Raw genomic sequence first — 26318 nt, 5'->3', positions numbered from 1 at the left:
TCAGCGCTTTGGTCTGCCGCCTTCGGCGGCCCTGCTTCGGCAGCTCAGCCTGCGGGCGCTTCGCGCCCTGCTCCATCCAAAAGAAAGGCCCAGAACATCGAGTTCTGGGCCTTTTCTATTTAAAAGCTAGTTTCTAGGGCCAGCAATTGTTTGAGGCTTTTCTCTAGAATATCCTTGCGTAGATTTTTGCCAATAAAGACAATTCGGCTTTGGCGGGGTTTGCCTTCGGGCCAGTCCTCGCCCAATTGGAGGGCAAAAGATTTTCGGACCGATTGCAGGACCATTTTTTTATCCTGCCATTGCACCCAAAGGACGCCCTTCACTCGATAAATGCCTTCTCCTTGTAGCATGAGCAGTACTTGCAGCCAATGCCGAAGCTTGAGCAGGTCAAAGGGCTGGTCAAAAATAAAGCTATGCGTCACTAATTCGCCTTGCTCATGATGATGGTGATGATGGCTGCCATGGCTGCAAGCTTTGGGTTGATGTTGGGCCTTGAGTTTTTCTTCTACCGTAGCAAAAGCATAGGCTTGTAGGTCCAAAAGATTGCGTTCTGTTTTGCCATAATCGGCCTCAATGATTTCGGCTAGGGGGTTGAGCTTTTTGAGGCCTGCTTTGGTTTGTTCCAATTGTTCTGCGGAAACGCTAGACTTTTTATTGAGCAAAATGAGGTCGGCAAAGGCGAGTTGGCGTTTGGCTTCTTCTCTTTCTGCTAGGCTGTCTAGGGTATATTGGGCATCGGCTAGGCAGATGACCGCATCTAGTTGAAAATAGGCTTGGACCGAGGCATCGGCCACAAAGGCGGCGGCGATAGCATCGGGTTCGGCTATGCCAGTGGTTTCAATAACGAGCTGGTCAAATTCGTAATTTCCATTGAGGAGTTTGGCCAGGGTATCGACCAATTCATCATTGAGGCTGCAGCAAATACAGCCATTAGAGAGTTCAAAGATTTGGTCTTCTCCACGGACCACCAAATCTTGGTCGATGCCTAATTCGCCAAATTCATTTTCAATAATGGCGAGCTTTTTCTCGGGATAGCGTTGGATGAGTTCGTTGAGCAGGGTCGTTTTTCCGCTGCCCAAAAAGCCCGTAATAATAGTTACTGGAATGCGTTTATCCATAATTGTATTTTTTATCAATCAGAGGAGTGCTAAATGGGCAGAAAAGGCCACAGCGAATAGCTGTAGCCTTTTTTATTTTATTGGTTATCTCTCCATTCGTAGACCCATTTTGCTTGAATTTGCTCGAGGTGGCCCTCATTACAATCTTCGCGTTTGCCCACAAAGTTGGGCAGGTCCAGCACCCATTCGATGAGGTCTGTAAAGCGGATGCGATAAATTTTAGACTCGGTAAAATCGTCTCCAAATTTATCATAAAGGCCCATGGCGATATCTTCATAATCGGTCCAATGGATAGGAAGGTCAAGTTCAAAACTCATGATATCTCAATTTAGTGTTCATGTCCAATAATGCGGGCTTGGTCGGGGACCAAGACCTCGATAACGGCATCATCTTCTTGGATAATGCACTGGCAGGCGAGTCTAGACTCGATGCGTGGATCTAGGGCTCTATCAATAAAGTCCTCTTCTCGGTCCGAGATTTCGGGAAGGCTATCTTCGCCTTCTTCAATATAGACGTGGCAGGTACTACAGGCGCAGACGCGGCCACAGTTATGGTTGATATGAATGTCGTTATCATCAGCCAATTCGGAGATATTATCGCCTAGGCTGGCTTCTAGTTCCTTGGGGGGAATATTGGGATCTTCAAAAATAAATTTTACGATAGCCATATTGTAGCGGATCAAATATTTTTTGTGGTATGAATGGATAGGCGGCGCAGCCGCCTTGGCCGTCAGGCCAGATGGCCTAGCGATGTGTAGGGGTGGCCGTCAGGCCAGACCAAGCTGCCTTTGGCAGCGCAGGGCCGAGCAGGCTTGCGAGCCCCGAAACGTAGCGCAGCAAGCGCAGCGCAGCTGAGGCCCCAAAAGATCGGCAGGATTAGTTTTTTCCTCTTAGAGGCGCAAAGTTAACAAGACTAAATCAAAATAGTTCTTTTCTGGGGTTAAACTTGCGGCAGTTAGGCGTTGAGAATAGTTTTTGGAATTTTTCGGCCCAATTTGGGGGCAGAGAGGTCTAGGTCTTCAATGATAAAGAAGCCGTCATTGCCTTGTTTTTGGTAGAGCGGCATGAGGATGAGGCCATCGAGGGGGGAGTAGATGGGGCCATTTTTATCTTCGGCCAGCAATTCTCCTTTATAAATGGGGTCAAAATTGCGATAAATTTTATCGCTGCGCATTTTAAAGTTATCGCCTTGATGGATGCGGTGGCAGTAGGCTAGGCGGCCTTCTTTGGGCAGTCCTTGATTTTCTTCGCTCAGGCGGAGTTCGTGTTTCATTTCGATATCTGCGGCATAGAAGCCCCCCATAGCGGTAAAGCATTGGATGATGGCGGAAACGGCATGGCCTACAGAAGAGAGGCTATCGTGTTGGCCGGCCTCGAAGCAGATTGAGGTGAGTTGATGTTTGGGAAAATTTTTCTGGCGAAAATAGTGCAGGATAGTCCCTTCTAGGCCATCGAGAAAACCGTGTAGGAGCGGGGCGTGGATATTGAGGCCCAGGGCCCTAGAATTATCGTCGGTAGAGGGGATGAGGAACATGCCGCCCTTGGCCGTGGTGGTATGCAGGTCGAGTAAAACGACCTGTTCATCTGGATGTTGGTCCATTAGGGCCTGAATAGTTTCCAGTAGTCCTTTGAGCTCTCTTTCCTCCTGAGATTTGAGTTGGTCTAGGGGGCTATTTTGGATTTGTTTCACCCGTTCATCGGTCCAGATGCGGTTAAAATCTTCATCGATAAATCGTTGGCCGGAGGCAATAGCGGCCAGATTCCCCCGCAGGGCGACAATTCGGCCTCGGTAGTCAAAATCTGCTTTATTTTGGTACTCTTGGTCAATGCGTTGAAAGAGTTCTTGAACTGCGTAATAGCCGGCGGGTTCGTTGCCATGGACCTGGGTGAGAATAAGCAAGAGCGGCCCTTTTTCAGAGCCGCTGCGTTCGCCCAGAATGCGCGAAATTTGAGTCATAACAATCTAATATTTTTCGGGCATTAACTGCCTTCGTAGTAATCAGCTTCCTTGAGGATATACATCAGGCGGAGGGGGTCTTCGCTATTGAGTTTGAGTTTTCCTTTGAGCGTGATTGGTTTATCTATCCGATAGATAATGGGCGTTTTTGCATCGATTTCGATAACGGATTCGGGGCCGGCGCCTCCACAAAAAAAGCAAGAGCTATAGGGGAAGGCCGAGAGGGTCATGCGGCCTCCGCTAAGGTCGGCGGGAATCACATAACCTTTGAGGACGATCTCTTTGCCATCTAGTTTTTTGATGCTTCTATTAAAAACTGGCGTATAGATCAGGGTCCCGCTTTCGATATCAATTTTTGATTTATACTTCACTTTGCTCAGGACTTTCCAAAAGTGGAGGCCATCAGAAGGGTTTTGGGCCAAAAGGCCGCTGCCTAAGCCTGCGAGTAGAAAGCTGAATACTAGTGCTAAGGATTTCATTTTGTAGTAGTTTTAAGTTCCGTCTGCGGAAGTTTACAAAAGTAATGATTTATTCCTAGATTTAAAATCCAGTATTGTATTGCCAAAATCCATTCCCAAAATTATGCAGATCGAAGAACTCATTGCCTTGCTTCATCAGGACCCCGTGGCCCTTTTCTTTTACTTTTTGCTGTTGCCATTTATGGCTTTATTGCTCAATATTATTTCGGGGCCATCGCCAGCTTCTAGCGCCTATGGTTATATGTATTCTTTGCTGGTTTATGGGACGGCTATTCCGGCCCTTATTTCTGGGGTTTTTTGGCTCTACAGCATCATGATGAACCAAAAAAATCTATTAGAACTAAGTTTTAGCGTCTATTATTTACCCTTAATTTCGGCGGTCATTGTATTTATGATTCTCCGAAAAAAAGGCCTAAAAATGAAGGCCTTGCCTTGGTTTGGCGAGCTCTACGAACTGCTCATCACGGCTGCTTTGGCTCTGGGGCTCCTCCTTTTGCTCATGCACAAAATGGTCCTTCCTTTTCAAAAGCTTTGGCAAATTGGGCTTTCGTTTTTCCTTTTTTTCTTGGTCTTCAAATTTCTCTGGGAGTACGGTCAGCAGGTATTTCGTTCTTCTGTTCGATAATTATTTTGGGGCCCGCGGCCGGCTCGGCTTCGCCTCGGTCGGCCGCCGCTATGCTGCGGGGCTCACAGGGCTGTTCGGCCCTGCAGCCGCCTTTGGCGGCTTTGGTCTGGCCTTCGGCCACCCCTCCGCAGCGCTGGGCCAATAGGGCCTGGGGGAGGGGCTTTGCTCAAAAAAATAGGTGAAATATTTGGCCAATTGATTAAAAGTTGCCATATTTGCGCTGCAGTTGGCTCCATAGCTCAACTGGATAGAGCATCTGCCTTCTAAGCAGACGGTTGCAGGTTCGAGTCCTGCTGGGGTCACAAAAGCAGCTAGTGAAAACTAGCTGCTTTTTTTGTTTTAGCCTATCTATTAAGGACTTATCCGCCATTTTTGCGCATTACTGCGCTCTCGGAAAAAGGCCCAAATTTGCTTTGTTTTTAGGAAAAGTTATACCGAGTTGAGCACAAAAAAAGCCGAGCAGGCGTTCACCTACTCAGCTTTTCTATTTCAATTCATCGTTGGCTTTAGTCTACCAAACGGGACAACCATAACGACGACCACCACCCAAAGAGTTAGCATCAAAGAAGTAGCTAAAACGAAGGGTAATCGTATAATAAGAGTCATTATCTTTGGGGTCTCCTCTTTGCTCACCCGGAGCCGATACATAGCCATTGACCATACCCGGATCAATCTCTACAGAGCGGCGAGCCATAGCAGCAGATAGGGCCGCTTGCTCAGGCGCAAAGTTATCATAAAAGACCTGCGGATCAACATAGTCTACAGAAACATCATCAATGTAATCCGTAAAGGTCAATCGGTGGTTTACCTCAAAAGAAAGCGCCCACTGATCGTTGTAATTCCATTTTACGCCAAAGCCCAAAGGCACATTAAATTGAGTAAGACTATAAGGCGTGCGACCATCTACCAAACCTTGGCCCTCTGTAGACAAAGGCTGTAGGTCTACCCACTGCCCATCATACTGCGCCTGAGGATTAAAGTGGAAAATTCCTACCCCAATAAATCCATAAGGAGAAATCACACTATAGCTCTGGTAACCTCCACCCAACTCAAAGTTGTAGGGAATCAATTCCCCCGCAATAGAGGCCTCAAATACATGCGAACGGAAACTCAAGTTACGGTAGTAACGATACCAAGCTTGGTCCTCTGAACGTGTCTCGCCACTAAATCCACTACCCGCAAGCGCATCATCTCCCGCCAATTGAAGGTAGTTCAAATCTGCACGTGCAGAAAAATAAGGGCCAATATTCCAACGCCCAAAAGCGCCAATTAAAGGGCGAATCGCCTTGAGATCGGTGTCCCGAATAAATGGGCGACCAGCCTCACTTTGCCCACCAAGGTCACCCAAAAATTGAGAGGTCCCAATCTGAAGACCAATTTCATAAGGAAAAGGGGGCTGATAACCAGCTTGAGCTTTTAATAGCCCAAAGCTAAACAGCAAACAAAAGCTAAGTAGTCCTATGCGCATGCTACTAACAGTATGTAGAGGTGAAGAAATGGTAATGTTTTGTCTTGTGGTTCATCTGTACGGCTCAAGATACCAACTTTTGTCGGCTCTCTTGACTTTAAAAAGAAAAAATCAAATATGTTAATTTTATCTTAAAGATCTGAGGGAGATGCCCTCGATCTTATGGAAAACGCCAATAAAAGCGCTCCTAGTATTTCACGGATTGCGAAATATTGCGCTTTCTCTATTTTCAGTAGATAAGATAGAGCTTTCTTTCTCTTTTTTTAGGCCCAAGCATTTTTTTGCTCCTATTGTCTACCTTTGCGCCCATAAAATTCATCCTTATGCTCGCTTTAGACCAACCCAAAAGTATCGCCCCCCTCATTAGCCTCAGAATCATTTTTGGCCTGATCGCTTGCTGGCTCTCTCTCCGGATGCTGCTGCTCGGCTGGGTCGATAAGTTCTATATCCAACCCCAGTTTGCCTTCCGCCTTTGGGGTACGCATTGGCTGCCCGAATTGCCCGCAACAGCCCTTTATGCCTGCTTTTTTTTGATGGCCGCCGCGGGCCTTGGTATCGCCCTAGGCTATAAATATAAACTTTCTGCCGGGACTTTTTTTGCTTGCTTTACTTATGTAGAGCTTTTGGACCTGACGCATTATCTCAATCATTACTACCTGGTCGCTTTGCTGGCCCTGCTGCTTTGGATCCTGCCCGCTCATCGCGCCTTTTCTCTAGATTATCCGATCTCGGTGGCTTTGGTCAAGGTTCCCGCTCTATATATCTGGACGCCCCGACTGCTTTTTGTGCTGGTCTATTTTTTTGCCGGCTTGGCCAAGTTGCAAAGCGATTGGCTCGTTTTAGCCCAACCTCTGCGCATCTGGCTGGGCCAACTATCCGATTTTCCAATCTTTGGCCCTCTCCTCTGCAAGAGCTGGCTGCCCCCCATTTTTGCCTATTTTGGCGCCGCCTTCGATCTCAGTATTGGCTTTTTTCTCCTTTGGTCCAAAAGCCGAAAATATGCCTACTTTTTTGTCATTTGCTTCCACCTAGCCACCGCCGCCCTCTTCTATATCGGCATTTTTCCCTACCTGATGATGGCCTGCACGACAATTTTTTTCTCTAGCCGTTTTCATGAAAAAATAATTACTACCTTTGCTAAAAATTTTAATTTGACTTTGTCTAAATTAAAACTAGAGCTCGTTCTTCCCCCTTTTCAACGCTATTTTTTGCTGTCTTTTCTGCTTTTTCAGGCGCTTTTTCCGCTGCGACATCATCTCTATGCAGGTAATGTCCTTTGGCAGGAACAGGGCTTCCGCTTTTCTTGGATGGTCATGCTGGTCGAGAAAAGGGGCTACGCCCAATTTAAGGTAGTCGATGGCCAAACGGGCAAAATGAGCTGGGTCAATAATCTGGACCATCTCAATGAAAAACAGGAGCTGATGATGGCCTATCAACCTGATATGCTTTTGCAGTTTGCCCATTATTTGGCCAATTATTACCAAACAGAAGAAGGCTATCAAAACCCAGAGGTTTATCTAGACGCTCAGGTTAGCCTCAATGGCCGCCCTAGCCAGCGCTTGGTAGATCCTCAGGTCAATTTGGCCCAAGAAAAAGCTGATCTTTTTAGTAGTCCCAGTTGGTTGCTTCCTTTTAATAGGGACTAATTTGGGGCTTCCCCGCCGCCGCAGGCGGCGGGGCGCTATGCTGCGGGGCTCGCAGGTCTGCTCGGCCCTGCGGCGGCAAGCCGCCTTGGTCTGGCCCTTCGGGCCACCCGCTCCGCAGCGCTAAGCCGCTCAACGGTCTTTTTCTCTTTTGGCCATTTTCTTCGGCCCTTAATTTTAAGAGGGCTTTAGCCCTCATTCATCTAGCATTGCGGAGCAATACCATTGTGGCTGTAGGTTTAAACCTGCAGCCAAAAAGGGCCGAAGGCCCGCAGGCTGAGGGATGGACAGCAGTGGCCGAAGGCCAGACCCAGCTTTTGAACGTAGTGAAAAAGCGCAGGGCCGAGCGAATAGCGAGCTGCGACACAGCCCGACCCAAGGCCGTAGGCCGCAGGGGCAGCCCCAAAAAATCAACATCCTAGGCAGACTTCTATTTATTACTTCAGTACGTTTAATTTAAAACAAAAGGAGTTTATGCGACTTTATGGCTATCTCTTTTTCTTTTTGCTCCCTGTTTTGGCGGGAGCGCAATCGGCTCTTCAGGGCCAATTAACAGATAGTTTGGGCCAAGCCATTGCTGGGGCCGAGCTGTTTTTGGTCCAAAAAACGACCCTGAGCAAAAGCGATGCCCAGGGCTTTTTTCGCTTTGATAGTTTGGCCGCTGGCCCCTATCAACTGGATGTTTATGCAGAGGGGTTTCAGGGCCGCTCTTTAGTGCTGCAACTGCCTATAGATACGGTTTTGCAAGTGGTTTTGCAGCCTTTGGGCGGGCAGGGCCCCACGGTTTATGTGCAGGCCGAAGAGGGGAATTATGGCTTGCAGCAATTTCGGGCCGTAGATTGGGACAAAATGCTGATCGGGGCCGCCAAAAAGTCCTCTATCATCAAGGCGAGTAAGTTGCAGGGCAATTTGGCCGCCAATAACAGCCGGCAGGTCTATGCAAAAATTGCAGGCTTAAACATTTGGGAGAATGACAATTCGGGGATTCAGCTCAATATTGGCGGCCGCGGCCTAAGCCCCAACCGCAGTTCCAACTTCAACACTCGCCAAAATGGCTATGATATTAGTGCCGATGCTTTGGGTTATCCAGAGTCTTATTATACGCCTCCTGTTTTGGCCCTAGAAGGGATTGAGTTGATTCGGGGCGCCGCTTCCTTGCAGTATGGAACGCAGTTTGGCGGCTTGCTCAACTTTAGAATGAAGCGGGGAAATAAGGATTATAAATTGCTTTGGAGGGGCCAACAAACGGGCGGTTCTTTTGGCTTTTATGCTAGCTTTAATAGCTTGGAGGGCCAAAAAGGGAAGCTGCGTTATTATGCTTTTCATCAATATAAAAGAGGCGATGGCTGGCGGCCAAACTCTGCTTTTGAGCAGCATACGGCCTATTTGGGTTTGCATTATCAGTGGACCGAAAAGCTAAGCTTGTCTTTGGAGCAAACCTATATGTCTTATCTGGCACAGCAGCCTGGCGGCTTGACCGATTTAGAGTTTCGGCAAAATCCCCGACAAGCTAAGCGTCCCCGCAATTGGTTTCGGGTAGATTGGGCCATTACGGCTTTAGATATCAATTATCGATTGGCCAAAAATACCAAGCTTAATTTTCGGCAGTTTGCGCTTTTTGCAGGTCGTCAATCTTTGGGCAATTTAGAAGCCATCAATCGAGTAGATTATGGGGGGCCAAGACAGCTGATTAAGGGCCAATACCAAAACTTTGGGCAAGAAAGTCGGATCATGCACCGCTATAAGATTGGGGCCAAAAAAATGGGCGTTCTTTTGGGGGGCCTTCGCCTCTACAAAGGCTTTACTACCCAAGCTCAAGGCCTAGCCAATGCCGATAGCACAGGCAGCCGAGCCGATTTTACCTTTTTGGAGCCTGCCAAAGGCATTCTCAATTCAGACTATAATTTTCCTAGTTTTAACTTTGCTGCTTTTGCCGAAAACTTCTTTAGTTTGGGCAAGGGCTGGAGCATTACGCCAGGTTTGCGCTATGAATATATTCAAACCCAAGCCGATGGTTATTATCAAGACTTGCTGGTACAGCCTAGCGCGGAGGGGGCCGATACCTTGCGCAATGAAGCCATTTATGAGCAGCGGGGCCGCAATCGCTCTGTTTTTCTGCTGGGGATTGGCTTGAGTTATCGGCCCAAGGACCAATTAGAAATTTACAGTAATATTTCACAGAACTATCGGGCCATCAACTTTAATGATTTGCGTTTGGTCAATCCCAATCAAGTCATTGATCCCGATTTGCAGGATGAAAGTGGCTTTAATGCCGATTTAGGCTTTCGGGGCCGTTGGGGGCGGCATCTCCGCTTTGATTTTTCTTTGTTCTATTTGGCCTATCAAGATCGAATTGGGAATATTTCAACGAGTCGGTCCGATCCCGAAAATCCCGACTTAATTCAGCTCATTTCTTATCGCTCTAATATTGGAAATGCTCGTGTTTTGGGCCTAGAAAGCCTTATAGAATGGGATATTCTGCGCTTATTTAAAAGCATCAAAGAGGATAAGGGCCTGTTGTTCTTTAACAACTTTTCCATTTTGGATGGCCGCTATACCAAAACGGCCAATACCTTTGCTCAGGGCAAACTATTGGAGCTGGTGCCGCCCATTAGTTGGCGCTTGGGTCTACAGGCTTACCTAGGAAACTACAAAGCTAGTCTGCAATATGCTTATACGGGCAGCCATTTTAGCGATGCCAGCAATGCGGAACTGGTGGCTAATGCGGTTTTGGGCCGTATTCCAGCCTATGGCGTTTGGGATGCTAGTTTTAGTTATCAGTACAAAGCCCTGCGCTTGGGATTAAATGTAAATAATCTATTGAACAAAGCTTATTTCAGCCGTAGAGCTTCGGCTTATCCTGGTCCAGGTATTTTACCCGCAGAAGGGCGCTCTATTCAGTTGAGTTTGGGCTGGCAATTGGGGCTGAAGTAGAAATAGACCCTTAGAAGAAGGAAAGAAATCTTCCTGAAAAAGGAACTAATTTTCATGTTTTATATATAATTGATTTTCAAATTTTTGCAATTGTTGGTTTGTTGTTTGAATGCTTGTTTAATCTCATCTTGGCATGTTTTTAGGCTTTGGCAGCGGCTGGAACAAGCAACTTAATTAACATTCAACATTTTAAGATGAAAATTTTAAATTATTTAGGACTTTTTAGTCTACTTTTTTTAGCCTTGACCTCCTGTAAGAAGGATGAAGACAACAATGGAGACAATCAGGATGCTAGCAATCAAATGCTTGTAATTGAAAATGGTGCTCAGACCATGCTTATGGATGGCAGCCTAACTTATACGGCTGTTTTGCTAGATACTGAAGGCAATCGCACGGCAGCTAGCAATGTCAGCTGGTCGAGTGCAAATACTGATGTAGCCACTATTGCTAGCAATGGGGCGGTTACAGTGGCTGCAGCTGGAACAACCACTATTCAGGCTTCGGTAACGGTTGGTGGAACGACCTTAACTAGTTCTGCGCCTTTGGCTATACAAACACCCGCACTTTTTGCCGTGGCTCCTGCAGCTGTTTTAGTCGATAGTGATTTCCCGAATATTCAGATGGAGGCCGTTTATCTAGGGACCTCTTCACCCACTTATAGCTATCAGTCTAGCGATAATACCGTAGCTACGGTAAATGCTTCTGGAGAGTTGAGTTTTGTTGGGGCTGGAAACTGTATCATTACAGTTACGGCTTCGGGCATTGACGGTAACCCTGTTGTAGAGGTGCCCGTTACTGTCTTGGCTCCTCCTGTGATTGAGTTGCCTGTACAGCGTGTGGTGGTTAGTCCCGCTAGCCAAGTCATCCTTAAAACAGAAACTGCTCAGTATACCGCCAAGGCTTATGATATGGATGGCAATGAAAAAACAGTCACTTTTGACTGGACGGTAGCTGATCCTTCTATTGCAACAATTGATGCTAATGGAAACATCAGCCCCCAAACTATCGGAAGTACTAAGGTCTATGCTATGGCCCAAGGTGTAGTTGGCGAAGCTCAACTAGAAGTTAGCCCCAATAAAGTAATTACGCTTGATCCGCTAAATGCTTCTGTAGCTGCTGGCAATACACAGCAATATAGCGCTACCAAATATGATGTAGTGCGTAGCAATGGCGAGTTGGTGCTTAACAACCCCCAAGCAACTACTAATGTCAGCTGGCAAATTCCTACTTTTGGCTTTCCCATTTTTGATGTAGCTACTATTGACAACAATGGTTTGGCTACCGTAAAATCTTCAGCCAATCCTGGTATGTCTACTTTTGTGATTGCTGCTGACGCTAATGATCCTGAGGTGTTTCCTGGCGTAAGTATTCTCTCTGTGGCTGTAGGTTCTTCTTGTAATTGTGGTACAGCCGACCCCAATGCGGCAGGCCTCAATCTCAATAGTTCTTCTAATGTGACACTTAGCTTTGGCCAAACGGCCCAGATTTCTGCGGAGGTAGTAGATGCTGGCGCTACCGCTATTGTTGGTGCGCCAATCGTTTACTGCTCAGATAATATCCAAGTAGCAGATGTTGATTTCAACGGAGAAATTTCTGCCACTTCTTTCAGCGGCGGAACCGCAAATATTACTGTTTGTCATGGCAACTTTAGCCAAACTATTACGGTAACGGTACAATAATATTGAGCTAACTAACTGCTTGTTCTAGGCCTCGACAATTTTGTCGGGGCCTTTTATTTTAGGGCGAAATACTCCCCTGTGCTTACTCTCTATTCGCTAAAACCCCAACTCTCTAAAAAATCTGCTACCTTTGCGCCCATCATTATAAATCTGCCTTGCACCTATGTTGAACATTGGAATATTTCTGGCTGGCCCCTCTCGAGAACGCGAAATCGCCTTTGCCGGTGGCCGGACCGTCTACGATAATTTAAATAAACAACTTTTTCGGCCCATCCCTATTTTTGTGGATAGTTTTGGCCAACTCTGCCTGCTCGATTGGGAATATCTCTACAAGGGAAGTATCCGAGATTTTTACCCCCCTGTAGAGGCTTTGCCGCCTAGCCCGCATCAGTTTCAGATTTATGTGGAAAGTCTAGGCCTTTCTAAGCAGGCGTCTAAGGAGTTGCTGGCCCAAATTGGCCGCCCAATTAGCTTTAGCGAATTGCCCGAATTGATCGATTTTGCTTTTCTGAGCCTGCATGGCGAATGGGGCGAAGATGGCCAACTTCAAGGGATGTTAGAAGCTTTGGGGATTCCCTATAGTGGCTCTGGCATCCGAGCGAGTAGCCTGGGTATGGACAAAAGTTTCCAGAAGAAAATGATGCAGGCAGGCGGCTTTGAAAGTCCTCCCATCCAACAAATTTGGGCCAAAGACTGGAGCGGCGAATTGCCCAATCTGGAGCAGCTCAAAAAAGAGATGGGGTTCCCGCTGGTGGTCCGCCCTTCCAATCAAGGTTCTTCTATCGGTGTGCGTATTGTCGAGCAGGCTGAAGACCTTCTCGATGCCCTAGAAAATGCCTTTTTTGGCCTGGAAATTAGCGCTGAGGACTGGCAGCAAATGAGCCGAGAGGAGCAGATTCAATGGATGCGGAAATTGCTCGATATTCGATCTGGTCTCGGCTTTCCGCTAGAGGTGGAAGGCCCCAAAAAAGATAAACAGTTGCTCTATCATCCCGAGCAATTATTGGCCCTACTCGATAAGGAATTGGGGCAGGGACATAGCCCCAAGCTCCGACTCCAAAGCCAATACCGAGAGGAAAGCGTTTTGTTAGAGGGCTTTATTGAGGGCCGAGAGTTTTCCTGTGTCGTGATTCAAGATGAGGATGGCCAAGCCATTGCTTTGCCCCCCACAGAAATTATTAAGGGTAAAGAGCTTTTTGATTATCGGTCTAAGTATTTGGCTGGACTCTCTCGCAAACTGACGCCTATTGATTTGCCTGAGGCCCAAATCCAAGCGATCCGCCAAGAGTGCGAACGGCTGTTTCGCTTTTTGGAGTTTGATGTTTATGCCCGAATTGATGGCTTTATTCAAGCCGATGGCCGCATTATTCTCAATGACCCGAATACGACTTCGGGCATGCTGCCTTCTTCTTTCTTTTTCCATCAAGCGGCCGAAATTGGCCTTAATCCCTCGCATTTTCTCAGTTTTATTATTCATCGCTCGCTTTTGGCCCGCAGCCGAAAATGCTTGCGCCCCAATAATTACGGCCAATTATTGGCCCGATTGGAAAGCGAGATGCAACGCCTAGAAGGAGAGGTTGCCGAACTCCAAAAGGTGGCGGTTATTCTGGGCGGTTATTCTTCCGAACGCCATATTTCGGTAGAAAGTGGCCGCAATATTTATGAGAAGTTGGCCAGCTCTGCTGATTATCTGCCTTTTCCCGTTTTCCTGACGGGTAAGGCCGAGGACCAACAGCTCTATGAGCTACCCATCAACCTTTTGCTAAAGGATAATGCCGACGATATTCGCGATAAATTATTAAATTATAAGGTACATCCTATTATCCAAAAGATTCGCCAAGAAACGGCTCATATTGCTAATCAGTTTTCTGGCCGAAGCAGCCGCCTAGATCCCCGCCCGCTTTCTTTTGATGAACTAAGCGAGGAGACCCGCTTGGCCTTTATCGCTTTGCATGGCCGCCCCGGAGAGGATGGCGCGCTCCAAAGAGAGTTGGCCAAGAGAGGCATCGCCTTTAATGGTTCGGAGGCCGATTCTGCCGCTTTGACGATTGATAAGTATCAGAGTCTCCAAAAGCTGAAAGCTGCTGGCCTGCCCGTGACCGAGCAAATCCTTTTGAGCAAAAGCGATTATTTGGCCCAGCCTGAACAAAGTCTGCAGCAAGCAGGCGAAAAACTAGGCTGGCCCCTGATTGCCAAGCCAGTAGATGATGGCTGTAGCTCTGCCGTGAAAAAGATCAAAAATGAGGCGGAATTGGAGGCCTTTTTGGCGGCCCTTTTCCGTGAAGAGGATATTTTGCCAAAAATTGCCCAAGAGCGCCTAGCCATTTTGCCCAAAGAGGAGTTTCCCAAAAAGCAATATGCCCTTTTGGAGCAGTTGGTGGAGCAAAAAGATGCCTTGCATTTTCTGGAGGTGACGGTGGGCCTACTTTGCCATCATGAGGCCGATGGAAGCATCCGCTATGAGGTTTTTGAGCCTTCTGAAACTTTGGCTTCTGGCGAGATTTTATCGCTGGAAGAGAAGTTTTTGGCAGGAGAGGGACAAAATATCACCCCTGCCCGTCTGGCTGTTGGCGAACTTGAATATGCGCCCTTGGCGGCCCAAATTAAGGCCGATTTAGAGCAGGCGGCCCGCATTTTGGGGGTTACGGGCTATGCCCGAATCGATGCTTTTGTCCGCATTTATGCCGATGGTCGAGCCGAAACCCTGGTCATTGAGGTCAATTCTTTGCCCGGCATGACGCCTGCCACCTGCATCTTCCACCAAACGGCCATCAATGGGTATCAGCCCTTCGATTTTATTCGGCAGATTCTGACTTTTGGCCAAGAGCGACAAGCGCAAAGCAGTTTGTTGTCTTCTTCTCAGGAGGATTAGGATGTTTTGGGGCCTCCGCTTCGGCTTCGCCTTGCGGCGCTACGCTTCAGGGCTCGCAGGTCTGCTTGGCCCTGCGGCCTGACGGCCTTGGTCTGCGGCTTCGCCGCCCCCTTTCGCATCGCTAGGCCAAAATGGTATTGCTTCGCAATGATCTAATTAATTGTTTGGCCATTCTTTGATGAAAAATTTAGGCTAAAGCGCTTGGCGGCTGGCCCTCGGCTGAGGGATGGACAGCAGGGCGGCGAAGCCGCAGACCCAGCAAAATGAGCGCAGCGAAATTTTGCGCAGGGCCGAGCGAATAGCGAGCTGCGAAACAGCCCGACCCGCCCGCAGGGCGGGGCAGCCCCAAAATAAAAAAAAGATGAAAATACATTTTGCTATATCCTTGATTATCTGTTTTTTGTTATTTTCTTGTGCCGAAGAGCAAGCCCAAAAACCGCTGGTAGAAGGGCCAGAAAAAGCGCCCAAAACCGCAGACAGCAGCCTGTATATATCAACGGATGGGCAAGGAGCCAGCCTGAGCCTAAGCAGCCGGGAAGGGGAGTTGAAAGCGGCGCCAGATTGGGGGGCAAAAAGTTTGCGGAGCTACCACAAAGGCAGTAGTTTTCGGTATTTGGGGCGGATGAGCAAGGCCGAAAGTTTGATCCGTTTGGAGGGGGTGGACCATAGGGAGCCCTGGCTAGAAGTAGAGGCGGCGGATGGCTATAAGGGCTGGTTATTTGGGGGGAGTTTGAGCTTTGACAGCCTGCCCTCGGAGGATTTGCAGCGGCTTTGGTTAGATCGGCGTTTATACTTCTTTTTTGGCGATGAGTTGGCTGCGGAGGTCAAGCAATATCAGCGAGAAGCGGCAGAGATTCAGAGTTTACCCGCTTTTCGGATGTTGTATAAAAAGGGCGAAAACCTAGAATTGGCCTTGGAGGAGCGAGTGAATGCGGCCTTGGCCTTAAGTTCGGCAGATAGTTTGGCCAATTTCTTTTGGTTGCAGCATGTACTGCCCGGTTATTTGGTCTATTTGCCAGCCCCAAAAACCGAATATCAGCTGTATCGAGATTATAGATATTGGGGGAAGTTGGCCGAGCAGACGGCAGACAGCTTAGATGATCAATTGGTGGAGCTTTTTTATGCGGCCTATCCTTTGGATAGTTTGGGTTATTCTCTGGGGAGTTGGAGCATAGCTTTGTTGGAAGAAAATCGGGAATACAGCCTATTGGGTCGGGGGCAGCATTTGGCCCTTTTTGAGCGGCTGGATGCGCTTTATCAGAGCGATTTGAATTTAGATCAAGCCTTAGATCCCTTTAAGCAAAAGCTATTGGACGACATCTTTTTGACGGAGCACTACTGGTTGAGTCGGGAAGAAGTTTTGGCGGAGCTCCAAGCTATTTTGGCGGCGGACTTCTCTTGTTTGCAAAAATCGGAGAAAGTAGAATTATCGGCTCGCAAAGCCATGTTGGCCCAGGGGCAGGCAGAATTTGGGGGCTTAGAAAAGCTAGAGTAGGGGGGCAAAAAAAGCGGCCTTCGGCCGCTTTGGGGAGCGTTAATCAACGTCTTTTTGTAGTTGAATTAGTTTTTTATGGGGAATAAAAAAGTCTGAATCTTGGATGAGCTCATTCCCATCAATATATTTCAGGTAGCTATTATTGAGTACTTTAGAGGGGTTTTTTGCCATTAAATAGCCTTTAGTCAATTCAATAATTCGTTGAAGAGCTGGGGCAAAATCTTCTTTGGCGACAAAGGCCTCCTTTTGGAAATCAAGTTGCTCATTATTGAAGAGGAGGTCACTGATAAAATCGGCATGGAGGATACTAATATTTTTTTCATCCTCGACGATATAATATCGAATATGAATAAAAAGCTCTACCGTTGTAGCCGTCTTAACAGTAGGGGTAAATCCTAGTTCGACCAGAATTGCCTTACTATCTAATTGGGGATCATGAAAATCAATATTGATCGCTTCGAGATTCACTTCGGTAAAGGAGTTTATAATTGCGTTGCTCATTTGATTAGCGTGCTTTTACAAGTTTTGTCTCTGTCGAGAATATATTTTTTGAAATCTCTTTTGGTAGACACTACATTTTTATCGAGTTGATCTGTTCGTTTTATTGTGATCTCAATTTTAGGCTCCTTTTCTGTTTGCACCTTAATAATATCGGCATCTAGGGCGGCTTCAAATTTAGAGATAGTCATTAGGTCCACATTATTATTGGGAGAGGAAAGGACCTCTTCTAGTTCTTCTAAGGACCATCCGAGCACTTGGGCAAACTGATTTAGGTCCCATTCTTTAGCTTCTAATAGGCTAAAGACCCTAGTATGAAAAGAAAAAGAGTGGTCTAAGAAGCGTTTTACATTAGCTGGGGCATTCTTCTCATATCTATCAAAAACGGAACTCATAATAATTTTTTTAGATAGTAAAACCCTGATTATATCCGAGGCACTCATCGGGCAATTGCTTGCTCTGCTGATCTATACCTAGGTTTTTCTTTTCTGCATCAAAAAACTCTGCGATTCTATTGGCTAGGAAAAAATGTGCCTGAACATTAGGGCATCTTTCGGCTTGTTGTTCCGATTTGATTCCTCCTCCACAGAGAATGATGATATGATCATTAAGAATATAGCAATATAGTCTTAGTTTACTATTGGGGGCGACTAAAATATTGCTGACTTTATTTTTATTAAGGGGCGGGGGGAGCGCTGAAGCTCGTCTTTCTGCCCTGAAAAAAGTAGAGCATAGAGCCGAAGTTTTATAGTTGACCAATTTAGCTATTGTACCAATTATGATTTGATGCTCTTCCTTTATCTTTTTATTTTCTTGGGGAGAATCTTGCTGGTAGTATTCGAAAGCCTCGTTAAATTTATCAAACTCTGTTTGCTCAACATCAGTTTCCACTTCTTCCTGCTCATAGATTTTAAAGCTGTAAAAGGTTCTTTCCTGGCCGCTTAAAACTTTTTCAAGACTTATAAAACACATCTGTTTCTGGCTAAAACTACCAATTGTAAAATATGGTCATAATCTAGAGGTAGTTAATGAGTAATGATTTCTGCTGTGCACGGTTTTAAGTAAAAAGCACATCTTAATCGTTTGTTTCATCTCGTCTTAGAAGAAAGTTGATCTTTCTGGCAGCAGACTAACTACTGCTTATACAAAACTAATATTATCTTTTGGGATATACAAATTAATTTACCTTAAGCGTTAAAACAAAGGGCGTACTAAATAGCCTTTTTGTTTGAGGCTGCGCAACAAGCCCTGGCTGCCAATCAGATGATAGAGGCCAAGGACCATTAGGTTGGGGCCTTTTTCTATGAGTTTTTGCATACGGGGCAAAATGGCTTGGTTGCGTTGGAGGAGGATGACTCTTCTGCTTTTGCCCGAAACCTTTTGTTGTTGCTTGAGCAGGTAGGGCAGATTGCCTGCGGCATAAGCGTCTAGACTTTGCTGAAACTTCTTCCATTGCTTGCCTCTTTGACAGACAAATTTTTTGAGGGCCCAGATTTGAGGGGGGAGGGGCAGGTTTTCAAAGACCGAGAGCATTTCCTCAAAGGTCTCTAGATTTTCAATTTGCAATTCTTCTGCTTGGGCCAACTGCAGGAGATAATGGTCTAGGGCCATAGGATAATCCTTAGCGCTTTTCCATTGGTTATAGAATTGGGGAATGAGCATAGGGCGGCTATGGACCAATTGGTCCAGCAAAAAGGGCATGCCCAATTCTTGAGCAAAGAGTTGTTGGAGCTTGCGCCAAATACTAGGCGAAACCAAGTCGGAGAGTTGTTGTCCTTGGGGAAGTTGTTGGGCCAAATGCAGTTGAAGCTGTTGTTCTTCATTTAGGGTTTGGCTATCAAACTCTAGGGCAAAGTATTCTACCTCTTTAAGCAAAGCAGTTAATTGGTCTAGCCCGCCAAATACTCTTTGGTCGGTACTGTGCATACTGCCCAAGACAAAAGAGGGAGGCGCTTGGCCTCCCTGCTTTATTTCCCATAAAAATGCTTGATGCATAGGGTTATTTTTTCCATTTAATACCACAGCCGGCGCTAGGATATTGCGTTTCGCTAACGGCTTGTTTAGCGAGTACAGCATCTAGGGCGGCTCTTAAATCTGCGCCAGTTAGTGGCGTTCCGCTATTGGGACGAGAGTCATCTAGACGACCACGGTAGGCCAGTTTTGCTTCCCCATCAAAGAGGTAGAAATCGGGCGTACAGGCGGCATCATAGGCTTTGGCTACGCTTTGGTCCTCATCATAGAGGTAGGGAAAGTCCCAGCCTTCTTCTTGGGCCAGTTCCTTCATCTTTTCGGGAGAATCATCGGGATAGTTCTCTACGTCATTGGAGCTAATGGCGATAAAGCTAATTCCTTTTGCCTGATAATCTTGGGCTAGGCGTTTGAGCTCAGGCAAGATATGGATGACATAAGGGCAGTGATTACAAATAAAAAAGACGAGGGTGCCTTGATCAGATTGCAGCTCGCTTAGGCTTTTTCTTTGGCCCGAAACGGTATCAGGCAGTTGAAAAGCTGGAGCGGAAGTGCCTAGGGGCAGCATATTGGAGGGCGTAAGTGCCATAATTCTTTTTTTGTGAAGGGAGTGAGCTCCACTTCGGTTCTAAATGTTCTTCTCTATTAAAAGAGGAGGAGGCCACATTTGTTTAGGAGATAAAGATTAAACAAACCCTAAACAAAGTTCTTATGCCAACTCTCTTCTAGAGGAATTTCCCATTTGCTTTCTAGTTCGGCCTTGGTCTGGACCAAATTATTGAAGACGGGGCTATCCGCTTTGATTTTACCTTCAGCAAAGGCTGCGGCAAAATCAGTAGAAGGAAGGCCTTCAATTTGGCCCTCTTCATTGCGGTACAAAAAGAACATCCGCTCAAAAAGGTCTTGGCCAGTAGCTTGGCCCATCTCCTTAATAAAAGCAACAGATTTATCAATAGAACAGCCACTAGCATCGGCTTGCTCTTCATCAACCATCAGGACCACAAAGTAGTCTTGCAAAATTCCGCCCCAAGCTTTAAGTTGTCTTTGGTGGCTCAACCAAGAACTGGCAAAGGCTTGTAGTTTGGGGTTCCATTCTGCCTGTTCTTCTGCAGTAAAAGGGCGCTGGCCCTGATAAATCCAAAGTCGGCTATTGGGCGAAAAGGCATCAAAATTGGCCATAAGGCTTACAGTTTATTGGCTTCTACAATCATTTCAGAAAGGTCAAGGACCATAATAGGACTTTGGCGCTTGTCATTTTCTGCTTTGAGTCCATCCTGAAGCATAGTAATGCAGAAAGGACAGTTGGCCGTAACATAGTCGGCCCCTGTAGCAATGACTTCCTCAGCCCGCTCCATATTGATTCGCTTATCACCAGGCTCATTTTCCTTAAACATCTGGGCTCCACCCGCTCCGCAGCAAAGTCCCTTAGAGCGAGAACGCTGCATTTCAGTCAATTGCCCATCAATTTTCTCCAAAATAGCTCTAGGCGCTTCATAAATATCATTGGCTCGACCTAAGTAGCAAGAGTCATGGTAAGTCAGGGTCTTGCCTGCAAAGCTGCCGCCTTCTACAGTCAATTTACCCTCCGCCAATAGACTTTGAATGAGCTGGGTGTGGTGCAAGACCTCAACCCCTTCTAGACCCAAAACAGGATACTCATTTTTTAGAATGTTGAAGCAGTGCGGACAAGTCGTCACGATCTTCTTCACATTATACATCTTGAGCGTTTCGATGTTTTGCATGGCTTGCATCTGAAAGATGAACTCGTTTCCAGCTCGGCGAGCGGGGTCTCCAGTACAACTTTCTTCTTTGCCCAAAATGGCAAATTCTACCCCCGCCGCCGAAAGCAGCTTGCTAAAGGCCACAGTTACTTTTTTGGCTCTATCGTCAAAGCTGCCTGCGCAACCTACCCAAAAAAGGACCTCGGGCTCTTGGCCCGCAGCAGCCATATCGGCCAAGATGGGAATATGTAGTTTCTTTTTAGTAGACATTTATCATTGATATTTGGTGGTTCTGATTTTTGCTTTGCCTATATATGAAAATATCGGATGATTATACCCTAATTTTCTAGTAAAATGCAGCGCTTTGTGTAAAAATGTTTTGATTAGTTGACTAATTAGTCGATTCCTGAGGCTTAAATTTTTACCATTTAAAAATAGCTAATTCGATTAAATTAAATTTTTTTAAACCAAATTAAACGAGGCTTATATTTTTGATTTTCAGGTATTTACGTTAGTCTCCCGTTTAAATCCCGTTTAAATCCCGTTTAAATCCCGTTTAAATCCCGTTTAAATCCCGTTTAAATCCCGTTTAAATCCCGTTTAAATTAAACGAGTTGCCATTCTCGGTTTTCATTTAGCTTTATTAGTGAGTTGCGCTTCATCTTTTGCAACATATTTCTGATTTTATTTTCTTTCTGTTTGGGAGCTAAAATTTCAGGTAATTTATCGAGTAGTAGTTTTTTAAGGTCAGCGCTACTAGCTGCTTGAAATTTATTCAAATATTGAATAATTAATTGTTCATAAAACTTATCGTCAATCCCTCTCTGCTTTATATACCTTGCTTTATCTCCCGATGCTTTAGCTACTTCTGAGGAAATATGAAAGTTGGGCTTTCTTCCCTCGATTAGTTTCTTGGCTTTTAACGATTTAATTTCCTCATCCGTTAATAGTTTTTGCTTGGCTACCTTATCTAGCAGAATAATTTCCTCTAATGATAGTTCGGGGAGCTGGGCAATTTTTCGCGCATATTTTATATCAAGCACCTTAGCCGTAATTTTTACCTTCACCTGATTGTTGCTAAGATCATAGTCAGGCAAGGGAAAGTATTTGTTTTTCTGAATGACAAACATTCGCTTAATACCGCTACCAATGGTGTCAATCATATTTAGATTAACCATGGCATTAGCTAAAAAGGAATTGCGATATCTAGATTCAGGGGCATCTGCCTTAATTACTTGTTCTACAGAAACAGGAATAAATGATCCCATATTAGAGAATATGAGTTCACCTGCCTCATTTTCTACAATGTTTATTTTTCCACCTAAGCTGTAGTCCTGATGCGCAATACAATTATTTAATGCCTCTCTTATAATATAAGGGTCGTATTGATCAACTTCATCAGGGAATAAGGAACCGTCTTTTATGTAACGGTATTTTAAGTTCCGAATCTTTGACTTTACGTTCTCTACTTCTAATAAGAGTGGACAAGAAAAGTGTTGGTAGTCCTTTTCTAAATTATCTTTGTCTTTTAATATCCATGATATCTTAGCTGTTGCAGGAGAAATGAAGTGCTCCGACTCCGGCTTAGCCAATAATAAAATAGCGGCATGGGTTAATTGACCTTTAATCGTAAGTTTGGCTTTATTTAAAAAAGTGCGATCACTCCAAGTCGGTATCTGTTCTTTTAGTTTAGGGTTTTTTATCGCAAACATTTCCCTCGCCTTCTTAATTGCTGCCGGATCCAAATCATCTAAAGTCGCTTGCTCAATAATCTGGGCAGACCAATCATAACTTTTGTTTTGATTCCGAATATTTTCCAGCTCATTTAAATTTAAAGCGCCCAAACTTTCTCCATCTCTTCCATACCAAAAGCCCTTCCATGAAACTGGGGTACCTTCTGGGGCAGCAGGAATTTCAAACATTAAAACATCTCGTCCCTGGTAATTTACCCGATGTACATTTACAAAGGATAGATTGGGGCTACTGTGGTTCGCTATTTCTGCTTTATAATCATTGATTTGATGATCGTTTATTATTGTACCAATAACAGTTTTATCGTTCTTTACACCAAAGACTAACCAGGCCTGAGACTTGCCACTTAGGTTGGCTTCGTTACTTAGGGCAGAGAAGTATTTTCCCAGTTTGTTTTTATCATACTGCCTTCTTGCTTCCTTAAATTCTACTACTTCATTTTCGGTAGTAAGCGACAATAGTTTATTCAGCAGATCGATCATTTCGCTGTCTTTTTACGGTAAAAGAGAGGCTTTATTTATCATTTATAGAGAACTACTGCACTCATTTTAATTAAAATGGCCTAGGCTCAAGTCTCCACCTCCAGCCTAGTTTCATTTACAACTGCTCAATATCCAGCTTTTTCAAAAAAAATCATAGCAAAGCGGGCCTTTTCTTCCTCAGAATAAGCCCGCCCAAACGCTAGTCTTCTCTTTCGTTTTCCTCTCGCATCATTTGGTTGTATTCCGCCGATTTGCCTCTGGGAATAGAAAGACTTTCCCAAGGATCTTGTTTAAAGATGCGAGCAAAAAGTACAATCTGGCCAATATGATAACTATAATGAGCCAGTTGCCGATCGATCGCCTGCCAAACATAATGCTCCTCGCCCCGAATGTAGATGTTGCGGTCCCAGTCTTTGGCCTCCAATTGGTCTAGCGCATTGAAAAGAAATAACCAGCCCTCTTCCCAATAGTCCATCACCGCTTTACGGTCCTTGAGGTATAGCTCAAATTCATTGTCTCTGTTTCGCCAGTCTTTCTCGCCATCCGTGTTCAAAAAGTCGGTCCAACGAGAACGCATGTTGCCCCAAAGATGCTGCACAATAATGGCTATGCTGTTTTGATCAGCAGAAAATTGCCGAAATAACTCGGCCTCGGGCAGCTGCTGCATGGCTCTTTCGCCCAAGGCTTTGTACTGACGAAACTGGATTTTCTTAAATTCCATCTGGGTCTGAAAAAGAGCCAATTCCTGAACGGTATAAGGGTTGTCGTCTTCCTCTTCCTCCAATGGCAAAGGCGCCATTTCCAACATATTAGTCAATTCTTCCAATAAAGAAGCAGGCTCCTGCCAAACTTCCTGCAGTTGTGGCCCTAACTCCAAAAGCTGCGGCTCGGCAGGCCCTTCTAAGGCCCTGTCCAAAAGGTAGAGCTTCCAAATTTGCCCGTTCAAAACCAATAAGGCCTCATCCAAATCTCCCCAAAGTTCTGCTAGACTCAATTCTAAAATGGATTGCTCCTGCTCTCTTTGCGCAGGCCCCGCCGTGATTTTTCGCTCATTAAACAAAAAATGAATGTCCTCTTCCCGATAAAGGTCCAAGATCGTTTCTAATGAGTTGAGCAAAAGACTAGCCTCCGCCTCCTCGGGCAATGAAAATTCTGCCCAAAGTTGCCCATCCTGTGAAAGTCGAATGTGATAATGTGTGTGCATAGGATTAATTTGAGTTCAATGACAAAAAACTAATAAAAAACTTGGATTTTCGCAAAAGGCCTGCTTTCTTTGCCCTTATTCCTTAAAACGCTTGATTTAGAGCGCTTAAGATAATCAAAGATGAAACAAACTCAATTACAGCGCTATTATTATGCTGCTCTGCCTCCGCTAGAGTAAGCGTTCTATTGCCTGTCTAAAGATACATTTATACTTTAATTCGGCCCGCTTTCTCTAAGCAGAAAGCGGGTTTTTTTATGCGCAAAATCATGATGCAGCAAAATTATGAGGCTTATCAAGCCGAAGATCAAGCCGTTTGGCAACTTTTGTTCAAACGCCAATGGGAAAATCTAGAAGATAAGGCGGTGCCCGAACTCTGGCCCGCTCTAAAGGCCGCCCAATCGGCCCTAAATGGCCAAGCTATTCCCAATTTTAAAGAGCTTTCGCCCCTGCTCCAAAAAGAACAGAATTTTAGTATCGAGCTGGTGCCCGGCCTGATTCCCGTAGAGGAGTTTTTTGCCCTGCTGGCCCAACGCCGATTCCCCTCTTCTACCTGGCTCCGAAAAATGGAGGAACTCGATTATCTGGAGGAACCCGATATGTTTCACGATACTTTTGGCCACATTCCGCTCCTCTTTAATGCCCAATATGCCGACTTTATGCAGGAGTTCGGCCGCATCGGCCTGCAAGTCGCTCATCTGCCCGATGCCGTGGCCGCTCTCGAACGCCTCTATTGGTTTACTATCGAGTTTGGCGTTTGCAAAAATGCTCAGGGCCAAGCCATTTATGGGGCAGGCATTTTGTCCTCTTTCGGCGAAAGTATTCAGGTCCATAAAGGCCAAAATTGTGAGTTCCGCCCCTTTGTACTCGAAAGCGTTTTGAAACACCATTTTCATAAGCACGAAATGCAGTCGGTCTATTATTATCTAGACAATTTTCAGTCGCTTTTTGGCCTGCTCAAATCTGTGGAGCAACGCTTGCTAACCTTAGCTTAATTTTTTTATAATCAGTGGGTTTTGGGGCCCGCGGCCAGCTTCGCTGGCCGCCGCTATGCTCCGCGGCTCGCAGGTCTGCTCGGCCCTGCGCGGGCTTCGCCCGCTGGGTCTGGCCTGCGGCCACCGCTGCGCAGCGCTGGGCCGCTCATCTCCCCTTTTCAGGCTAAAGGCTGTTCTTCGGCCCCTAAAGTTTGTAGCTTTTCCATTGCCCGTTTTGGTCCTTAATCCGAAATTGGCGACTGGGACCCGCCTGCCGCTTTTGGATGTTGTCAAAAACAGCCTTTAAAGCCACTTCTTTTTCCTGATAATAAGCAAAACGCATTTTGGTCGGCAGGCAGTCTAGATTGGCTTGCTCCTCAGAGCGGAGAATGAAGGCCTGACAGCCATAACCGCAGACTTTTTGGGCGGGACAACTTTCGCAATCGTACCAGTTTTCTGGCTTTTGCGCATGAAAGTCGGCAATTTTTTGGGCCAATTGCTTTTTCTCTTTTCGGCTGGCTTGCCGCTGCTCAGAAAGATGGCCCAAATAGTAAGCAGGCTCGTTCCAAGCAAAGCGCCCACAAGGCAATAAATGCCCCTCTGGCGTAATCCCCAAGGCCGAACGGCCCGCCCCACAGGTTTTTTCATGGCAAAGGGTGCTTTGCGCCTGCTCTGGCTCAAAATAACGCCCCAACTCCAAGGCAATATTACTCTCTATGAGGGCCTGTCCTTGGGTCGCTATCATATAGTCAATAATGGCTTTTTGGGCCATAAAAATTTGCTCGGCCTGCAGTGGGGGCTGCCCATGGGCAGCCCCCACTGGCGTGACCACATTGGCCTTAAAAGAGCGCTGCTTGGCCTCGCTCCACAGCCATTCGCAAAGGGTATAAAAGTTGGGGTAGTTGCTGCTGTTGATGGTGGCCAAAACCCCCGCTTTGACCTTGGCGGCCTGTAGGCGTTTAAAGTTCTTAAAGACCTTGGTCTCGCCTCCTCGCTGGCTGTCGTCTAGCAGGAAAACGGGCTGGTCCAAACTGACCCCCAAGGCTATCTTATAGCGCTGAAATAACTGAATATACTCCTCTTTTAGACGGACCAAATTGCTTTGCATGGCAAAATGAACCGTTTTTCCCCATTTTTTGGCCTGGGCCAAGGCATAATCTAGGCCCTCCTCATACCAAGGAATGGGCAAGAGGGTAGGCTCGCCCCCATGAAAAAGAAAAGTGAGTTGAGGAGAAGAAGTTTGGCCCAAACTCAAATCTACCAGCTCTTTAAACTGCTCAATAGACATATCTTGGCCCGTTTTGCTTACTTTCTCATAGCAATACAAACAATCTAAATTGCAACGATAAGTCACTTTGACAATCAAGGTACTAACAGCCGAAAAGGCCGAGGGCGGAGCAGAAAAAAGGCGTGAAAACATGGGCAAAGGGTTGGGGAGTAAAGAGCAGCCTGA

At 46.0% G+C, this 26318-nt stretch carries 23 protein-coding genes and 1 tRNA gene; 8 read left to right on the top strand and 16 right to left on the bottom strand.

What is annotated here, in order from left to right; all coding sequences use genetic code 11:
* Positions 1-119 precede the first annotated feature (119 nt).
* The 5 genes from OP864_RS04220 to OP864_RS04200 form a co-directional block, all read right to left on the bottom strand.
* Positions 120-1118: a CobW family GTP-binding protein gene (locus OP864_RS04220; RefSeq protein ID WP_270100048.1), complete on the bottom strand. Its 999-nt coding sequence runs from the start codon at positions 1116-1118 to the stop codon at positions 120-122.
* Between the two features lie 77 nt (positions 1119-1195).
* On the bottom strand, positions 1196-1435 hold the full coding sequence (iscX, locus tag OP864_RS04215; RefSeq protein WP_270100047.1) for a Fe-S cluster assembly protein IscX: 240 nt from the start codon (positions 1433-1435) through the stop codon (positions 1196-1198).
* A gap of 11 nt (positions 1436-1446) precedes the next feature.
* Positions 1447-1785 carry a 2Fe-2S iron-sulfur cluster-binding protein gene (locus OP864_RS04210; RefSeq protein WP_270100046.1) on the bottom strand — a complete coding sequence of 113 codons (339 nt, stop codon included), beginning with the start codon at positions 1783-1785 and terminating at the stop codon, positions 1447-1449.
* A gap of 287 nt (positions 1786-2072) precedes the next feature.
* Positions 2073-3074 carry a M14 family metallopeptidase gene (locus OP864_RS04205; protein ID WP_270100045.1) on the bottom strand — a complete coding sequence of 334 codons (1002 nt, stop codon included), beginning with the start codon at positions 3072-3074 and terminating at the stop codon, positions 2073-2075.
* Positions 3075-3097: 23 nt separating this feature from the next.
* Positions 3098-3553: a hypothetical protein gene (locus OP864_RS04200; protein ID WP_015691492.1), complete on the bottom strand. Its 456-nt coding sequence runs from the start codon at positions 3551-3553 to the stop codon at positions 3098-3100.
* A gap of 103 nt (positions 3554-3656) precedes the next feature.
* Here OP864_RS04200 and OP864_RS04195 point away from each other — a divergent pair, with 103 nt between their 5' ends.
* Together OP864_RS04195 and OP864_RS04190 are read left to right on the top strand one after the other, a co-directional pair.
* The gene (locus OP864_RS04195) at positions 3657-4178 is read left to right on the top strand and encodes a hypothetical protein (protein ID WP_270100044.1); all 522 of its coding nucleotides are present in this window, start codon (positions 3657-3659) and stop codon (positions 4176-4178) included.
* Between the two features lie 228 nt (positions 4179-4406).
* Positions 4407-4480 (top strand) — tRNA-Arg (locus OP864_RS04190).
* Between the two features lie 209 nt (positions 4481-4689).
* Here the strand turns inward: OP864_RS04190 and OP864_RS04185 are convergent.
* Positions 4690-5646 (bottom strand): DUF6089 family protein, encoded by a 957-nt coding sequence (locus OP864_RS04185; RefSeq protein ID WP_270100043.1) that lies wholly within the window; start codon positions 5644-5646, stop codon positions 4690-4692.
* A 323-nt stretch (positions 5647-5969) separates the two neighbouring features.
* Here OP864_RS04185 and OP864_RS04180 point away from each other — a divergent pair, with 323 nt between their 5' ends.
* The 5 genes from OP864_RS04180 to OP864_RS04160 all read left to right on the top strand — a co-directional run bounded on the left by OP864_RS04180 (position 5970) and on the right by OP864_RS04160 (position 16269).
* A complete protein-coding gene (locus OP864_RS04180; RefSeq protein WP_270100042.1) occupies positions 5970-7292 on the top strand; it encodes an HTTM domain-containing protein in 1323 nt (440 codons plus the stop codon).
* A gap of 471 nt (positions 7293-7763) precedes the next feature.
* Positions 7764-10223: a TonB-dependent receptor gene (locus OP864_RS04175; RefSeq protein ID WP_270100041.1), complete on the top strand. Its 2460-nt coding sequence runs from the start codon at positions 7764-7766 to the stop codon at positions 10221-10223.
* Between the two features lie 194 nt (positions 10224-10417).
* Positions 10418-11902, top strand: coding sequence for an Ig-like domain-containing protein (locus OP864_RS04170; RefSeq protein WP_270100040.1), 1485 nt, complete (start codon positions 10418-10420; stop codon positions 11900-11902).
* A gap of 163 nt (positions 11903-12065) precedes the next feature.
* The gene (locus OP864_RS04165) at positions 12066-14774 is read left to right on the top strand and encodes a D-alanine--D-alanine ligase family protein (protein ID WP_270100039.1); all 2709 of its coding nucleotides are present in this window, start codon (positions 12066-12068) and stop codon (positions 14772-14774) included.
* A 361-nt stretch (positions 14775-15135) separates the two neighbouring features.
* Positions 15136-16269 carry a hypothetical protein gene (locus OP864_RS04160; protein ID WP_270100038.1) on the top strand — a complete coding sequence of 378 codons (1134 nt, stop codon included), beginning with the start codon at positions 15136-15138 and terminating at the stop codon, positions 16267-16269.
* A gap of 39 nt (positions 16270-16308) precedes the next feature.
* Here OP864_RS04160 and OP864_RS04155 read toward each other — a convergent pair whose 3' ends face one another.
* From OP864_RS04155 to OP864_RS04115, 9 genes are all read right to left on the bottom strand, one after another.
* Positions 16309-16770, bottom strand: coding sequence for a hypothetical protein (locus OP864_RS04155; protein ID WP_270100037.1), 462 nt, complete (start codon positions 16768-16770; stop codon positions 16309-16311).
* Positions 16767-17162 (bottom strand): hypothetical protein, encoded by a 396-nt coding sequence (locus OP864_RS04150; protein WP_270100036.1) that lies wholly within the window; start codon positions 17160-17162, stop codon positions 16767-16769. Before OP864_RS04150 ends, OP864_RS04155 begins: the two co-directional genes overlap by 4 nt.
* A 10-nt stretch (positions 17163-17172) precedes the next feature.
* Entirely contained in the window at positions 17173-17739 is a 567-nt protein-coding gene (locus tag OP864_RS04145; RefSeq protein WP_270100035.1) for a hypothetical protein, read from the bottom strand.
* 222 nt (positions 17740-17961) lie between these two features.
* A complete protein-coding gene (locus tag OP864_RS04140; protein WP_270100034.1) occupies positions 17962-18762 on the bottom strand; it encodes a TraB/GumN family protein in 801 nt (266 codons plus the stop codon).
* 4 nt (positions 18763-18766) lie between these two features.
* Positions 18767-19324: a thioredoxin family protein gene (locus OP864_RS04135; protein ID WP_270100033.1), complete on the bottom strand. Its 558-nt coding sequence runs from the start codon at positions 19322-19324 to the stop codon at positions 18767-18769.
* A 107-nt stretch (positions 19325-19431) separates the two neighbouring features.
* Complete coding sequence (locus OP864_RS04130) at positions 19432-19914, bottom strand: hypothetical protein (protein WP_270100032.1); 483 nt, start codon at positions 19912-19914, stop codon at positions 19432-19434.
* Positions 19915-19919: 5 nt separating this feature from the next.
* Complete coding sequence (locus tag OP864_RS04125) at positions 19920-20726, bottom strand: (Fe-S)-binding protein (RefSeq protein ID WP_015691477.1); 807 nt, start codon at positions 20724-20726, stop codon at positions 19920-19922.
* Positions 20727-21061: 335 nt separating this feature from the next.
* Positions 21062-22690 carry an RNA/DNA-binding domain-containing protein gene (locus OP864_RS04120; RefSeq protein ID WP_270100031.1) on the bottom strand — a complete coding sequence of 543 codons (1629 nt, stop codon included), beginning with the start codon at positions 22688-22690 and terminating at the stop codon, positions 21062-21064.
* 199 nt (positions 22691-22889) lie between these two features.
* Positions 22890-23894, bottom strand: a complete 1005-nt coding sequence (locus OP864_RS04115; protein ID WP_270100030.1) for a DUF1572 family protein — start codon at positions 23892-23894, stop codon at positions 22890-22892.
* Between the two features lie 266 nt (positions 23895-24160).
* Here OP864_RS04115 and OP864_RS04110 point away from each other — a divergent pair, with 266 nt between their 5' ends.
* Positions 24161-24886: a phenylalanine 4-monooxygenase gene (locus OP864_RS04110; RefSeq protein WP_270100029.1), complete on the top strand. Its 726-nt coding sequence runs from the start codon at positions 24161-24163 to the stop codon at positions 24884-24886.
* Positions 24887-25070: 184 nt separating this feature from the next.
* On the opposite strand, the gene OP864_RS04100 is transcribed toward OP864_RS04110, so the two are convergent.
* Positions 25071-26285 carry a radical SAM/SPASM domain-containing protein gene (locus OP864_RS04100; protein WP_270100027.1) on the bottom strand — a complete coding sequence of 405 codons (1215 nt, stop codon included), beginning with the start codon at positions 26283-26285 and terminating at the stop codon, positions 25071-25073.
* Between the last annotated feature and the right edge of the window lie 33 nt (positions 26286-26318).

The organism is Saprospira grandis, from assembly GCF_027594745.1.
Classification (GTDB): domain Bacteria; phylum Bacteroidota; class Bacteroidia; order Chitinophagales; family Saprospiraceae; genus Saprospira; species Saprospira grandis.
This window is presented reverse-complemented; position numbering and strand designations above follow the sequence as displayed.

Bases quoted from the DNA above. Each gene is read 5' to 3' on its own strand.
- OP864_RS04130 (WP_270100032.1), bottom strand. From the start codon at position 19,914: ATGGCCAATTTTGATGCCTTTTCGCCCAATAGCCGACTTTGGATTTAT.
- OP864_RS04200 (WP_015691492.1), bottom strand. From the start codon at position 3,553: ATGAAATCCTTAGCACTAGTATTCAGCTTTCTACTCGCAGGCTTAGGC.
- OP864_RS04145 (WP_270100035.1), bottom strand. From the start codon at position 17,739: ATGTGTTTTATAAGTCTTGAAAAAGTTTTAAGCGGCCAGGAAAGAACC.
- OP864_RS04210 (WP_270100046.1), bottom strand. From the start codon at position 1,785: ATGGCTATCGTAAAATTTATTTTTGAAGATCCCAATATTCCCCCCAAG.
- OP864_RS04115 (WP_270100030.1), bottom strand. From the start codon at position 23,894: ATGCACACACATTATCACATTCGACTTTCACAGGATGGGCAACTTTGG.
- OP864_RS04120 (WP_270100031.1), bottom strand. From the start codon at position 22,690: ATGATCGATCTGCTGAATAAACTATTGTCGCTTACTACCGAAAATGAA.
- OP864_RS04160 (WP_270100038.1), top strand. From the start codon at position 15,136: ATGAAAATACATTTTGCTATATCCTTGATTATCTGTTTTTTGTTATTT.
- OP864_RS04175 (WP_270100041.1), top strand. From the start codon at position 7,764: ATGCGACTTTATGGCTATCTCTTTTTCTTTTTGCTCCCTGTTTTGGCG.
- OP864_RS04220 (WP_270100048.1), bottom strand. From the start codon at position 1,118: ATGGATAAACGCATTCCAGTAACTATTATTACGGGCTTTTTGGGCAGC.
- OP864_RS04135 (WP_270100033.1), bottom strand. From the start codon at position 19,324: ATGGCACTTACGCCCTCCAATATGCTGCCCCTAGGCACTTCCGCTCCA.
- OP864_RS04165 (WP_270100039.1), top strand. From the start codon at position 12,066: ATGTTGAACATTGGAATATTTCTGGCTGGCCCCTCTCGAGAACGCGAA.
- OP864_RS04205 (WP_270100045.1), bottom strand. From the start codon at position 3,074: ATGACTCAAATTTCGCGCATTCTGGGCGAACGCAGCGGCTCTGAAAAA.
- OP864_RS04195 (WP_270100044.1), top strand. From the start codon at position 3,657: ATGCAGATCGAAGAACTCATTGCCTTGCTTCATCAGGACCCCGTGGCC.
- OP864_RS04185 (WP_270100043.1), bottom strand. From the start codon at position 5,646: ATGCGCATAGGACTACTTAGCTTTTGTTTGCTGTTTAGCTTTGGGCTA.
- OP864_RS04100 (WP_270100027.1), bottom strand. From the start codon at position 26,285: ATGTTTTCACGCCTTTTTTCTGCTCCGCCCTCGGCCTTTTCGGCTGTT.
- OP864_RS04125 (WP_015691477.1), bottom strand. From the start codon at position 20,726: ATGTCTACTAAAAAGAAACTACATATTCCCATCTTGGCCGATATGGCT.
- OP864_RS04170 (WP_270100040.1), top strand. From the start codon at position 10,418: ATGAAAATTTTAAATTATTTAGGACTTTTTAGTCTACTTTTTTTAGCC.
- OP864_RS04180 (WP_270100042.1), top strand. From the start codon at position 5,970: ATGCTCGCTTTAGACCAACCCAAAAGTATCGCCCCCCTCATTAGCCTC.
- OP864_RS04140 (WP_270100034.1), bottom strand. From the start codon at position 18,762: ATGCATCAAGCATTTTTATGGGAAATAAAGCAGGGAGGCCAAGCGCCT.
- OP864_RS04155 (WP_270100037.1), bottom strand. From the start codon at position 16,770: ATGAGCAACGCAATTATAAACTCCTTTACCGAAGTGAATCTCGAAGCG.
- iscX (WP_270100047.1), bottom strand. From the start codon at position 1,435: ATGAGTTTTGAACTTGACCTTCCTATCCATTGGACCGATTATGAAGAT.
- OP864_RS04150 (WP_270100036.1), bottom strand. From the start codon at position 17,162: ATGAGTTCCGTTTTTGATAGATATGAGAAGAATGCCCCAGCTAATGTA.
- OP864_RS04110 (WP_270100029.1), top strand. From the start codon at position 24,161: ATGATGCAGCAAAATTATGAGGCTTATCAAGCCGAAGATCAAGCCGTT.